This is a genomic window from Acinetobacter sp. MB5, assembly GCF_003261585.1.
GTDB lineage: Bacteria > Pseudomonadota > Gammaproteobacteria > Pseudomonadales > Moraxellaceae > Acinetobacter.
This window is the reverse complement of sequence record NZ_POVU01000023.1, coordinates 23,517-35,679: the sequence shown is the minus strand read 5'-3', so window position 1 is coordinate 35,679 and position 12,163 is coordinate 23,517. Positions and strand designations below refer to the sequence as shown.

Genomic DNA, 12,163 nt, shown 5'->3' with positions numbered 1-12,163 from the left:
AGAAGTGAAACCTCTTAGCGCTGATGGTAGTGTGGGGTTACCCATGTGAGAGTAAGTCATCGCCAGCTCATTATTCAAAGCACCCCAATCTCTATAGAGGTCGGGGTGCTTTTCTTTGCGGGGTATATAGAATCCGTTTGATTTTTTATTTTCGCATGATGTTATTGCCTATTGTTTAAATCCAAGTTTTTTAAACTTAATATTTAGAGTATTCTATATTAAAACACTCTAATCATAATTTTTATAAATATATAACTTTGTTCTACATTCAATCGAAATCTGTATAAATATTTTGCTTTCTTGCCAGTATTCTGACTTTTTCCGAATCATAGCCTTTATCTGCAATCAGGTAATCTGCCTGACCGATCTCACAAATCAATTGCGCTGCAACTTGGCTGTCATGGACTTCACCTCCAGTGATTTTAAAATCAATCGGGAATCCATTCGCGTCGGTTGCAAGATGGATTTTTGTGGCTCTTCCACCTCTAGACTGTCCAATTGCTCGCTCGAAACCATGCCGAGCTCCACTTGCATGCTGATACGCGCGTATGTAGCTTCCGTCAATGAATACCCATTCTTGATCCAGTATGCCTCGTAGTTTAAAAAAATTTATCCCACAAGCCTTTAGATGCCCAGTGATTAAAGCGGTTATATGCTGTTTTCCAAGGACAAAATTCTTCAGGAATATCACGCCATGTCGCACCTGTACGTAATTTCCATAAAATTGCTTCCATAATATTTCTACTGTTCTTTGAACAATAACAACCATGAAATTGCATCGTAGACTGGATTTGTTGCCAAATATCATCAGTGAGTAGGGTGCGTGCCATTGAAAAATATACAAATAAAAAGGGGGTAAATAACTCTTTTAAACCAATTTTTCAAATGAGGACACGCCCTAGTTACAATGAATTTTTATTACTTTTACGAGTTAATTCTGTAACAGTTTTAGGGACAGCTTATCCTAATGCTCAAACATATATACAAGCTTTTATTCAAGCTGGGTTTACTATAGAAAATTTGGCAGTACTTGGACTTTCTGCTAATAAATTGAATATGCCAAATACTGCGAGAATTGCAAGAGTATCAAACCCTAATTTAGTCCCTACGAATAGAATAGCTACCGATGTAAGAAAGGTCTGGCATTGGGTTTAAGGCTTTAATAGCTGTCAATTATATATAAATTTATTTTGTGACATGTTTTGAGTATTTATCAGGGTTCTATCCGTTTAGTTGATTATAAATATAAAACACTAATTTATAATTTTAAAATAATTTATTTATATCAATAAGATATATTTGTTTTTATTTGAAATTAAATAATTGATAGATTAATTTTTTGTACTTGTGATTAAGTAATTTTTAGTTTTTGTATTTTTTATGTTAATTTTATATTAAAAATATTGCATTAAATTTTCTTCAATACTGTGATTTTTTTAAGTTCTCATAGTTTGCTTTAATGCATTATTAAAATTTTAAATTCTGATTAATCAGCATGGATATGTTGTAATCAATATTCTAATAGGATCTTTATTATGTCAGAAAATAGAGAGAATTGGTCAGCCAGATCTGGTTTCATTATTGCTGCGATTGGCTCTGCCGTTGGCTTAGGGAATATTTGGCGCTTTCCTTATGTAGCTTATGAAAATGGTGGAGGTGCTTTCTTAATACCTTACTTATTGGCTTTGTTAACAGCAGGCTTGCCATTGTTATTTTTAGATTATGCAACAGGGCATAGGAGTCACGGTGCACCTCCAAAAGCATATAAGCAGTTAATGAAACCTGCTGAAGCTTTGGGATGGTGGCAAGTCTGTGTCTGCTTAGTGATTGCCACTTACTATGCAGGTGTACTCACTTGGGCATTAAGCTTTATTTACTTTTCAGTTGGACAAACTTGGGGTTCAAATCCTGAGCAGTTCTTCTTTAAAACATATTTGCAAACGACTGATGCTGCAACCTTCCAATGGCAGTTTGTGGGGGAGTTATTTTATCCATTAGCTTTAATTTGGGTAGCAGTCATGTTGATCTTATATGGTGGTGTGAAAAAAGGCGTCGAGCTTGCCAATAAAATTTTTATGCCATTGCTAGTGATCTTATTTACAATTCTTGTCATTCAGGCTGTGCGTTTGCCTGGTGCTGCACAAGGTTTAAATGCTTTCTTTACCCCAAATTGGGAAGCAATGATGGACTATAAAGTGTGGTTAGCTGCTTATGGTCATATTTTCTTTTCGCTTTCTGTTGGTTTCGGAATTATGGTGACTTATGCATCATATTTGAAACCTAAAACCAATTTGACAGGTGCGGGTCTGATTGTTGGCTTAGCAAACTCATCTTTTGAGTTACTTGCAGGCATTGGTGTATTTTCTGCGCTTGGCTTTATGGCACATTCAGCAGGTGCAGATGTTAAAGATGTGGTGAGTGGTGGTATTGGGCTTGCCTTTATTGCGTTTCCTAAAATTATTTCAAGTCTCGGTTCAGCGGGAAGTGTTTTTGGTATTTTGTTCTTCGGATCTCTTTTATTCGCTGGCATTACCTCAATGGTCAGTATTTTAGAAGTTCCAATTTCTGCGTTACAAGACAAGTTAAAATGGGGTCGTAAAAAGGCTGTAACACTTGTGGGAGGGGGAATTGGTTTTATCTCGATTCTTTTATTCTCAAGTGTTAATGCAATTAAACTAGTTGATATTATTGACCATTTTATTAATAACTTGGGTATTGTGACGGGAGCATTGGTTTCAATTGTAATGGTTTCTTGGTTTGGGCGTAGTTTAATGCGTGAATTCCGGGATCATATCAATGCGATTTCAACCATTCAGTTGGGTCGTACGTGGGAATTTACACTCACAGTTGTTACTCCTGTTGTTTTGCTTTCAACCTTAGTATTGGCATTGAATGCTTTGATTAGTAAAGGTTATGGTGATTATTCACAAAGTTTACAGGTCTTCTTTGGCTGGGGATGTATCGTATTTTGTGCACTTGGTGCGCTTGTGATGACAAAAATTAAAGATCGTTAGGAGAAAAAATATGAATACATCGGCAATTGTGATGATGGTGATTTCTATCACGATGTTGTGGGGTGGCTTGTTGTTGTCTGTCTTGCATCTGCATCGACATCCTGAAGTTTTAGATGATGAGTAAATCTAAAGGACTTCAATCAAAATACCTTTGAAGTGTCATATGATTTGGAGAGTTATTACTTTAACCCGTAATAACTCTTTTTTATTGCGATAATTGCTGCCACAAGTGTTGGTGGCTGGATATATTTGCTGCTTGAATGTACAGATCATCAATAAGGATGTCCATCATGCATAAATTATGTTATTTATTTTCGGGTAGATGATGGGTCTGAGAAATGGAATTATCAATGAAAACTAGTCGTCAAGAACAATTTTTAGCACGTTATCAGAAAATTTTAGCCGTTTCAGAAGAGCTATTACTGGATCATTATCAGGATATGACGCTGGATGATCTTGCCAAAGAATTAGATATCGCTAAGGGTACACTTTATAAGCATTTTAAGTCGAAGAATGAATTGTTATTGGAATTGGTGATCCAGAATGAAAAGCGGGTATTGGCGATTTCGCATCAGTACCAAGAAAATTTTGTTGAATATGCCAAAGCGTATATGCTCTATCATTTACAGTCCCCTGAAAGGATTATTGTATTACATCAAATCGAAGAGCATTTAACGACAACGGAATCAGGGTTAAAAGACCTATTTCAGCAGCTATATGACATTCGTCAGCAACGTATCTTATGTATTAAAGACATTACGAAAGATTATTTAGATAAGTTTGAGTCGAATATTTCAATTCGGGATTACCTTTCTTATATCTGGTCACTGACCTATGGCGCCTGTCTGCTTTTAAACTCGAGTTATTATCAGCGCTCGATTGGTTCACGCGAGAAATTGATCGAACTGTATATTCATCAGGCGCTGAGTATTCCAAGTCAACAAGAGCTGAATTTTTCTTAAATGACATCCAATTGAAAAAGTGGCTTAAGCCACTTTTTCAATTCGACAGTAATAAAATCCATCACCTTGAGCGCTGGTCGGTAATAACTGTCGACCATGTGCTTGGGCAATTCCCCAATCTGCTTCGATTTTGATTTCACGGGCATCGGCATGTTCAGCAAAAAACTGCTGCATTTGCTGCTCGTTTTCAACTTTGAGAATCGAGCAGGTAATGTAAAGTAATGTGCCACCCACTTTGAGCTGTGACCACATTTGCTGCAAAATCTGCTTTTGTAGCGCAACCGTTTCTGCAATATCACCTGACTGGCGTAACAAGCGAATGTCGGGATGGCGACGTAAAACCCCAATCGCTGAACACGGTGCATCAAGCACGATACAATCCACAGGTTCTGGGACTGTCCATGTGGTAGCATCGGCAGCGAGAATCTGAACTTTGTCACTGTTGAGTTGCAAACGCTGTAAATTTTCCTCAACACGGACTAAGCGTTTGGCATCTTGATCGAGTGCAATCAGGTGAGCAGGCTGGAATTTTTCCAGTAAATGTGCAGTTTTACCACCAGGCGCAGCACAGGCATCGACCACGACTTTGCCATCGAGATTGGGTAATAGACTGGCACACAGTTGGGCATGCTGATCTTGTACAGAGAACCAACCCTGATCGAAACCAATCAGCTCAGGAATTTGCACGGATTGTTGTAAGACAATACCTGTATCGGCAACCGTACACGCTTCAGCCTGAATATCAGCAGCCTGTAATTTTGCAAGATAAGCATCGCGCCCGATTTTACGTTGATTGACCCGTAAGGTAATTGCACTGGTTTGTTTTAGTGCGGTACACAGTTCATCGAGCTGTTCTGGCCAGTCTTTTTTCAGACGTTTATACAGCCAACTTGGTAAACCGTGTGCCTGATTGAGCGTGCGTTGAAATTCTGGTTTTTCACGTGTGGCACGACGTAAAATCGCATTAGCGACACCACTTAACGCAGGGAAGCCCAATTGTTTACAAGCAGTCACGGTTTCTGACAGCGCTGCATGCTCTGCAATACGCGTACAAAGAATTTGATATAAACCAACATACAGACAGGTTTCTACCGTTGGGTTGTCCAGTGGTTTGCTGAGTAATGGCAAGGTGAGGGCTTTTAAGCCGTACCACTGACGCAATGTTCCCAACACCAATTCATGGAATAAACCACGATCTTTAGCGGCAACTTGATCCAATTGCTGATGCAAAATGGCAGAAAGGGATTGACCTTGCTGTACTGCCAGTAGGGTTTTAACCACTTGAGCACGTAAATTCAACATTTGACTCATGATAGGATTTGTCCAACCTGTAATTTTTGTGCTTGTAAAATTTGTGGGGCATTCAGTGGTTTGCCACCTGGCCATTGTAACTGGGTCAGGCAAATGATGTGTTGATCACCACACATCACATGTATGCCTTGTTTGTCGATTGCCACAACCTCACCGACTTGAGCAGTCGTATCAGTTAATGTTGAAAGCTGGGAATTCCAGACCCGTAAGTTGTTATTTTCACTGATCGGGAAAAATGCCACAGGCCATGGATTAAAAGCACGAATATTGAGATCAAGTTGCTTAGCGCCGAGTGTCCAGTCAATTTGAGCTTCGGCTTTACTGAGTTTATGTGCATACACGGTCAAGGCTTCATCTTGCACTTCACGCTGTGCCAGATAATCTTGCAGTTGTTGTTCAGAAGCGAGAACCGCACAAATGGCGTCAGCACCTTGTAGCGCAAGTTTGTCATGCAGACTTGCAGAGGTATCTTGAGCCGTGATTGGACAGTAAGTTTTATACAGCATGTCGCCTGTGTCTAAACCAGCGGCCATCGCCATAATGGTGACGCCCGTTTCTTTATCGCCTGTGGCGATTGCACGTTGAATTGGTGCGGCACCACGCCAGCGTGGAAGTAAAGAACCATGAATATTCAGGCAGCCATATTTAGGCATGTCCAATACTGCTTGTGGCAAGATCAGACCATAAGCCGCCACGACCATGACATCGGCATTTAATGCAGCCAGTTTTTGACGCGCAGCCAGACCTTCTTCAGTTGATGCCTTAAAATTTAAAGGTTGATAGACAGGAAGATTATGTTCTAAAGCAACCTGTTTGACAGCAGAAGCAGTTAGCTTTTGTCCACGTCCTGCCTTACGGTCAGGTTGGGTATACACGGCAATAATTTCGTGTTTAGTTTGAATTAAGGCTTTGAGGGCTTCGGCCGCAAACTCAGGCGTACCTGCAAAAATAATCTTCAAGGGCATCACTCAATCGTTTCGCAAGGCACGATTATAACAGGTGTCGCTGTTGAACAGGCCGAGCAAATGGCAATGTCGTGCTGATTGTGCAAATAAAATGTCTAAAACGGATAGCAAAAATATACAAGCGGAACTTTGGCAAAATTTGCTAAACTTGCAGCAATCTGGATCGGGGCATAAAGACTGCTACCGATCAAACTTTCTTTGGTCAGTAAATTGCTTATTCAATCTGTCGATTGATTTTTTAGAGGCTACGCTCATGTCCGTGTTTCGCCGTTGGTTTGATCCGATTCGATCGAGATGGTTTTACCAGAAACCGTCACGGCAAGAGGTTTTACCCACGGATAAGGGGTTGAGCATTTATTTGCGTCTTGATGATGTTTACAGTTATCTGGCGGTACAGCAACTGCCTCAACTACATGAAATTTTGAGTGAAGAACTCAAGCCTTTAAAGGTGATGATTTCCAGTCAGGCGGCTGAGCCTCCCAATAATATGACCGCACAGGAATGGCAACAATACTGTCTGAATGATGCCAAGATTCTCGCACGCCAACACCGCTTTGGTTATGATGAACAGCCTGAACTTCCAACCGCAGAAGCCATTCAACAAGCTGAAGTTATTTTAAGAAATACCCCTCTACGCGAAGAACAATTTTTATATTTACTTGAAGATGTCTTTCACATGCTGTGGCAACAGCAATATGGCAAACTCAAAACCCTTTATGCCATGGCCAGCCAACAGCACCAACCGCAAAATTTTCCTGAACGTTGCTTTATTGATACGCCCGTAGCAGCCAGTTATTTTGAATTTGCAGATCGTAAATATCATGCCGTTGATGATTTACTGCGTTTGGCACGTCGTCTCAAACAACAAAAATTACTGACAGACAATCCGATTTTCCTGATCAATCATATTGAATGGCGCGAGCATATTATGAGTGATGCCGAGGAATTGGCAGAAATTCAGGCGATGCATCCTGAGCTAGATTTATACATCGCGCTGGAAGATCCGATCAGTTGGTTATTGCTTGCTTATATCAAAGAAGAATTAGCAAATTATTATAATATTCAGTTGCGGGTTTATCCGCTGAGCTATCATGGGCGTGACTTTTTTGACTGGTCATTGGCAACACGTTTATCAAAACGGACTGATGTGGCATTCACTCCATTTTGTCGTCCAACTCAAGAAGCAGTGATAAACATTGCACGTTTGTTCTATAGCATCGAAGATGAAGAACAACGCGTTGATGTCATCTATGACATTTTAAAAGCGGTGTGGAGTAAAGGACAGGACTTGTCATTTGCCCCACATGTACGTGCTTTGCAACAGAATTTGCAGATTGAGAAACTGACCGAAGTCGATATTTCCAGACTTCTACAGCAAAATGATCAGCAATGTCATGCCATGCATCAGCCCGATTTTCCTGTGCTTGAATTACGTATAGCAGGTCAGCGTTACGTGTTTAACAGTTTATATCGGGTGTGGATGATTGAGAGTATTTTTAGTCATATCCTTGAACAACAATACAAACAGTAGACTCATAATGATTCAAAAATGTAACTCTTTAGCTGAAGTTCGCCAACAGATTGATCAAATTGATCAGGCTCTAATTGAATTGATTGCTACTCGCCAAGCCTATGTTGATCAGGCTGTAACCTTTAAAACATCACGAGCCGAAGCACCTGCACCTCATCGGGTGGAACAGGTGATTGAACAGGTTCGTCAACATGCAGACACCTATTCGGCAGATGCTGATTTGGTTGAAAAACTCTATCGACAAATGATTCAGCATTTTATTGAACGAGAATTACAGCATTTATCTGACTAAATCTCGTATTGATTCACATCTAGAATAAGCATAAAAAGGCAGAATAATCATGTATATCGTTGAATTGAACTATTTACAGCCTTTGACTGCTGTCGATGCGTTATTGCCACAACATATAGAATGGCTACAACAACATTTTGCTGCGGGTCATTTTATTTCCGCAGGGGCAAAACAACCGCGTACAGGTGGCATGATTTTGGTCAAGGATATGCCTGAAGCCCAGTTAAAAGCGATTTTGCAGCAAGATCCTTTTCAAAAAGTGGCTGAATATCATGTCAATCAGGTGAAGTTTTCACGCACGGGAACAGGCTTCGAGCAATTACAAGATTATTAAAGGGCATAGAGAAATACGATGAGTCTCTTTGGTAGTTGCTTATGTGGGGCAGTGCAGTTCCAAGTCACATGTACAATCGACACGATTTATCACTGTCATTGTGGTCTATGCCGCAAACAGACGGGCAGTAGTTTTAATGCCGCCAGTCTAGTTGAGCAAAGTCATTTTTCTTGGTTACAAGGCGATCAGCAGATTCGACAGTACCAAAAGACCAGTGGTTTTCGCTCGGCATTTTGTACAGTTTGCGGTTCTTGCGTGCCAAATCAGGTCAATCAAACCTCATGGATGTGGATTCCTCTTGGTCTACTCGACTCGGAAATTAACCCCATTCAACGTCTCAATTTTTGTTTGAACTCCAAAGCCACATGGGGCGAGAGCCTTTCAGCCGATCAGGACTATCCTGAATTACCCTCATCTACTGAAATTAAAGCATATTTTAAGTTGGACTGAACCGCCTCAGGCAATGCTTGAGGCAACTCCAAAAAATGCGCATATTCGAGCTGCTGACTTTGTCCTAGCATGAACCTATGTACTTAGGGAGAAATGAGATGCTTGGATTTGTGATATTGGTGTTTGCATTTGCTGGATTGGTCAAAGGGGTGATTGGTCTAGGCTTGCCTGCGATTGCAATGGGATTGCTCAGTATCGTTTTATCACCCTTTCAGGCGGCGAGCCTGCTGATCATTCCTTCCTTGGTGACAAATGTCTGGCAGTTGTTTAGTGAAGGTGGATGGTGGATTTTGCTGCGTCGTTTTTGGACGTTGTTGCTTGGTGTTGTGATTGGTTCCACGTGGAGCATCTTTCCAACCTTGGCAGATTCACATGCACATAGTGGTTTATTGCTTGGCATGATGTTGTTGCTCTATGGAATTTATGGTTTATGCAGTCAGCGTTTACCCAACTTGCAAGCCCATGAAAAATACTTGTCGCCAATTGTAGGTTATTTGGGCGGTGCATTGACCGTTGCCACAGGGGTGATTTTGATGCCAGTTGTCCCGTATTTACAAAGTTTGCAGTTGCAACGCAACGATTTGGTACAGACGCTTGGCTTGACTTTTACCTGTGCCAACCTCTGTTTGGCTGTATTCTTGCAACAACAACTTGGGGCAAGCCATCACATTGATTATCAACTTTCATGTCTAGTGCTCGTGCCTGCGTTAGTGGGGATGTGGGGGGGTAAGCTGATTCGCCAGCGTTTAGATGAACAGAAATTTCGCCGTATTTTCTTTATTGGGCTGATCTTTTTGGGCGGCTATATGAGTTTGAATACTTAAACAGGAGCAAGTAAAGCCCGTTTTGCCAGTAAAAATTCACTGAGATGTTGATAGCTAACAGGCAGTTCATCGAAACTGCGACATGCCAACAACAACTTACGGTTTGCCCAAGCCCCTTGCAGTTGAATGTAGTGAAATGAATACAAGGATTGTAATTGTTGTGCCGCACGTTGCGGCAAAATCGCAACGCCAACACCATCTGTAACCACTTGTGCAATTGCTGAAAAGCTCGGGAGTTGCAGGCGATATTCAATCTGATACCCGAGCTGCTGTGCCTGACGTTCAATTGATTGTTGTAGCGAGTGATACTGTTTTAAACCAATAAATGCAAAGTCTAGGGCATCTGCAAGGTTGATTTCGGTTTGTTGTGCGAATGCATGCTGTCGTGGGCAAATCAACACCAGTGGGTCTTCGGCAAACTCTAAAGTCTGTAAATGCTCGGTATTAAAAAAACTCGAAACCAGTCCCAGTTGAGCCGTCCCTTGGTTTAACGCAGTCACAATATCACTGCTTTCTGCTTCGTAGAGTTCAATCTGTACATTTGGATTTTGCAGTAAATATTCAGGCAACATTTTCGGTAAATATTCACTTTGTGCGGATGAGTTGCACCATAAACACAACTGCTGCTTGTACTGGGAAGAAAATTGCAGCATGTGCTGTTGCAGGGCGTGACTACGCTGCACAATGTCTTGGGCATGTTCCAAAAAACTTTGTCCTGCAAGGGTCAGTTGTGTCCCCGTGCTATGTCGACTGAACAGCTTAACGTCGAATTGCTGTTCAATTTTTTTCAGGCGTTCGCTCGCGGCTTGCAAGGAAATGGCAGCACACTATGCCGCTTGAGTGAGACTGCCTGTTTTGGCAATGTATAGGATTAACTCTAAATCAAAAACCTCAAGGCGCATGTCCGTTGCCTGTATTATTTTGACTGTGCTGGTGTGCAGTATGGCATAAAAAAAGCAGCCTTGCGGCTGCTATAAAATCATCAAAAAATTAATCTTTTTTCAGATTAAAGAACCAGTTGAGCAGAATCGCCGCAAAGGTTGCTGTCCCGATTCCACCCAAGTTGAAGTGACCAAACATCAGTTCAAAGTTACCTGCACCTAGAATAATCGTGACCGCAGCGACAATCAGGTTTTTATTGTTAGAGAAATCGACTTTGTTTTCTAACCAGATTTTTGCACCCGCAATGGTAATTAAACCAAATACGACAATCGATGCACCCGTTAAAACGGCACTCGGAATCGTACTGATCACTGCACCAAATTTTGGTGATAATCCCAAGAAAATGGCAAACAGACCCGCGATCACAAACACAATAGTCGAATACACACGAGTGACGGCCATGACCCCAATGTTTTCGCCATAAGTGGTCATGCCTGGTGCGCCCACACTGCCAGAAAGGGTTGTGGCTAAACCATCGGCAAGGAAAGCTTTGCCTAGTTGTGGCGTCAGGTTTTCACCTGTCATGGCGCCTACGGCTTTAATATGCCCAAGATTTTCTGCCACTAAAATCAGTGCAACAGGGGCAATAATTAGCATGGCATTGCTGTCAAAAGTTGGATGTGAAAAACTTGGAATACCAAACCATGCAGCAGCCGAGATTTGTGAGAAATCAATCGGTTTACCAAAGCCTAAACCATTGGTGGCAATTGCATAAATCAGATAGGCCATGAGTAAGCCAACCAGCAGCAATAAGCGTTGCAGTAAGCCACGGGTAAAGACCGCGATGGTTCCCATGCAAAGCACAGTGATCAGTGCCATCCACATTTCAAAAGGTTGACCAGCAACCCCTTTAATGGTGACAGGGGCAAGGTTCAAACCAATGATCATCACCACTGCGCCTGTGACCACAGGTGGCATGAGCTTTTCAATCCAGCGTGTGCCTGTCAGCATCACGATCAGACCGATAATCGCATATAGTACGCCACACGCGACAATCCCGCCCAGCGCCACAGATAGATTCGGATTAGCACCTGAGCCTGTGACATGTCCAGTTGCCGCAGCAACTACACCAATAAACGCAAAACTAGAACCTAAATAACTTGGGACTCGTCCGCCTGTAAACATGAAAAACAGGATGGTACAAATCCCTGACATCAAGATCGCAAGGTTCGGGTTAAAGCCCATTAACAGTGGAGCAAGTACGGTTGCACCAAACATGGCAAAGGCATGTTGAATACCTAGAACAATACTTTGTCCAACAGGTAAATATTCATTGGTGGATACAGGACGATGATCAATTTGTCCTGAGTAGGGTTGCCATTTTGGAAACCAAGACATAACAAAAACGCTCAAATTTTTACAAAATTCCGCACATGATACTCTGAGTTGAAAATGCATTACATAGCTTGGAATTGCTGTTGGTCGTTTTTTCCAAGCGTCATGGCTGTGTTTTTAAAATTTATAAGATTTATTAATTGCTTAGTTAAAATAAAAAAGACTTACCCATTCGCTGAACGAGTAAGTCAGTTTGTATCAGA

12 protein-coding genes and 2 pseudogenes are annotated in these 12,163 nt (G+C 41.5%); 9 read left to right on the top strand and 5 right to left on the bottom strand.

Annotation, left to right across the window (positions count from 1 at the left end; translation table 11 throughout):
- Positions 1-310: 310 nt before the first annotated feature.
- A pseudogene (locus C1A47_RS17890) lies at positions 311-830 on the bottom strand (IS5 family transposase); the annotation flags it as partial.
- On the opposite strand from C1A47_RS17890, the gene C1A47_RS16015 reads away from it, so the two are divergent.
- The 4 genes from C1A47_RS16015 to C1A47_RS16000 all read left to right on the top strand — a co-directional run bounded on the left by C1A47_RS16015 (position 820) and on the right by C1A47_RS16000 (position 3,976).
- Positions 820-1,155, top strand: coding sequence for a hypothetical protein (locus C1A47_RS16015; protein ID WP_111896024.1), 336 nt, complete (start codon positions 820-822; stop codon positions 1,153-1,155). The pseudogene C1A47_RS17890 and the gene C1A47_RS16015 sit on opposite strands and share 11 nt — an antisense overlap.
- Before the next feature lie 380 nt (positions 1,156-1,535).
- Positions 1,536-3,014, top strand: a complete 1,479-nt coding sequence (locus C1A47_RS16010; RefSeq protein ID WP_111896023.1) for a sodium-dependent transporter — start codon at positions 1,536-1,538, stop codon at positions 3,012-3,014.
- Between the two features lie 10 nt (positions 3,015-3,024).
- Positions 3,025-3,138, top strand: coding sequence for a methionine/alanine import family NSS transporter small subunit (locus C1A47_RS16005; protein WP_111896022.1), 114 nt, complete (start codon positions 3,025-3,027; stop codon positions 3,136-3,138).
- 226 nt (positions 3,139-3,364) lie between these two features.
- Positions 3,365-3,976 carry a TetR/AcrR family transcriptional regulator gene (locus tag C1A47_RS16000; RefSeq protein WP_111896021.1) on the top strand — a complete coding sequence of 204 codons (612 nt, stop codon included), beginning with the start codon at positions 3,365-3,367 and terminating at the stop codon, positions 3,974-3,976.
- 24 nt (positions 3,977-4,000) lie between these two features.
- Here the strand turns inward: C1A47_RS16000 and rsmB are convergent, their stop codons facing one another.
- Together rsmB and fmt are read right to left on the bottom strand one after the other, a co-directional pair.
- Positions 4,001-5,287: a 16S rRNA (cytosine(967)-C(5))-methyltransferase RsmB gene (gene rsmB, locus C1A47_RS15995; RefSeq protein ID WP_111896020.1), complete on the bottom strand. Its 1,287-nt coding sequence runs from the start codon at positions 5,285-5,287 to the stop codon at positions 4,001-4,003.
- Positions 5,284-6,246, bottom strand: coding sequence for a methionyl-tRNA formyltransferase (gene fmt / locus C1A47_RS15990; RefSeq protein ID WP_111896028.1), 963 nt, complete (start codon positions 6,244-6,246; stop codon positions 5,284-5,286). Before fmt ends, rsmB begins: the two co-directional genes overlap by 4 nt.
- 259 nt (positions 6,247-6,505) lie before the next feature.
- Here fmt and C1A47_RS15985 point away from each other — a divergent pair, with 259 nt between their 5' ends.
- The 5 genes from C1A47_RS15985 to C1A47_RS15965 all read left to right on the top strand — a co-directional run bounded on the left by C1A47_RS15985 (position 6,506) and on the right by C1A47_RS15965 (position 9,683).
- Positions 6,506-7,783, top strand: coding sequence for a hypothetical protein (locus C1A47_RS15985; RefSeq protein WP_111896019.1), 1,278 nt, complete (start codon positions 6,506-6,508; stop codon positions 7,781-7,783).
- A gap of 7 nt (positions 7,784-7,790) precedes the next feature.
- On the top strand, positions 7,791-8,075 hold the full coding sequence (locus C1A47_RS15980) for a chorismate mutase (protein WP_413772971.1): 285 nt from the start codon (positions 7,791-7,793) through the stop codon (positions 8,073-8,075).
- A gap of 49 nt (positions 8,076-8,124) precedes the next feature.
- Entirely contained in the window at positions 8,125-8,409 is a 285-nt protein-coding gene (locus C1A47_RS15975) for a YciI family protein (RefSeq protein WP_111896018.1), read from the top strand.
- Positions 8,410-8,427: 18 nt separating this feature from the next.
- Complete coding sequence (locus C1A47_RS15970; RefSeq protein WP_111896017.1) at positions 8,428-8,859, top strand: GFA family protein; 432 nt, start codon at positions 8,428-8,430, stop codon at positions 8,857-8,859.
- Positions 8,860-8,957: 98 nt separating this feature from the next.
- Positions 8,958-9,683 carry a sulfite exporter TauE/SafE family protein gene (locus C1A47_RS15965; RefSeq protein ID WP_111896016.1) on the top strand — a complete coding sequence of 242 codons (726 nt, stop codon included), beginning with the start codon at positions 8,958-8,960 and terminating at the stop codon, positions 9,681-9,683.
- Here C1A47_RS15965 and C1A47_RS15960 read toward each other — a convergent pair.
- Together C1A47_RS15960 and C1A47_RS15955 are read right to left on the bottom strand one after the other, a co-directional pair.
- Positions 9,680-10,585, bottom strand: a pseudogene (locus tag C1A47_RS15960) (LysR substrate-binding domain-containing protein). The gene C1A47_RS15965 and the pseudogene C1A47_RS15960 sit on opposite strands and share 4 nt — an antisense overlap.
- An 88-nt stretch (positions 10,586-10,673) precedes the next feature.
- Positions 10,674-11,963, bottom strand: coding sequence for a solute carrier family 23 protein (locus C1A47_RS15955; RefSeq protein ID WP_111896015.1), 1,290 nt, complete (start codon positions 11,961-11,963; stop codon positions 10,674-10,676).
- Between the last annotated feature and the right edge of the window lie 200 nt (positions 11,964-12,163).

What these genes read in the sequence shown, in the direction of transcription:
- C1A47_RS16010 (WP_111896023.1), top strand. Translation starts at nt 1,536, where the DNA reads ATGTCAGAAAATAGAGAGAATTGGTCAGCCAGATCTGGTTTCATTATT.
- C1A47_RS16005 (WP_111896022.1), top strand. Translation starts at nt 3,025, where the DNA reads ATGAATACATCGGCAATTGTGATGATGGTGATTTCTATCACGATGTTG.
- C1A47_RS16000 (WP_111896021.1), top strand. Translation starts at nt 3,365, where the DNA reads ATGAAAACTAGTCGTCAAGAACAATTTTTAGCACGTTATCAGAAAATT.
- rsmB (WP_111896020.1), bottom strand. Translation starts at nt 5,287, where the DNA reads ATGAGTCAAATGTTGAATTTACGTGCTCAAGTGGTTAAAACCCTACTG.
- C1A47_RS15985 (WP_111896019.1), top strand. Translation starts at nt 6,506, where the DNA reads ATGTCCGTGTTTCGCCGTTGGTTTGATCCGATTCGATCGAGATGGTTT.
- C1A47_RS15980 (WP_413772971.1), top strand. Translation starts at nt 7,791, where the DNA reads ATGATTCAAAAATGTAACTCTTTAGCTGAAGTTCGCCAACAGATTGAT.
- C1A47_RS15975 (WP_111896018.1), top strand. Translation starts at nt 8,125, where the DNA reads ATGTATATCGTTGAATTGAACTATTTACAGCCTTTGACTGCTGTCGAT.
- C1A47_RS15970 (WP_111896017.1), top strand. Translation starts at nt 8,428, where the DNA reads ATGAGTCTCTTTGGTAGTTGCTTATGTGGGGCAGTGCAGTTCCAAGTC.
- C1A47_RS15965 (WP_111896016.1), top strand. Translation starts at nt 8,958, where the DNA reads ATGCTTGGATTTGTGATATTGGTGTTTGCATTTGCTGGATTGGTCAAA.
- C1A47_RS15955 (WP_111896015.1), bottom strand. Translation starts at nt 11,963, where the DNA reads ATGTCTTGGTTTCCAAAATGGCAACCCTACTCAGGACAAATTGATCAT.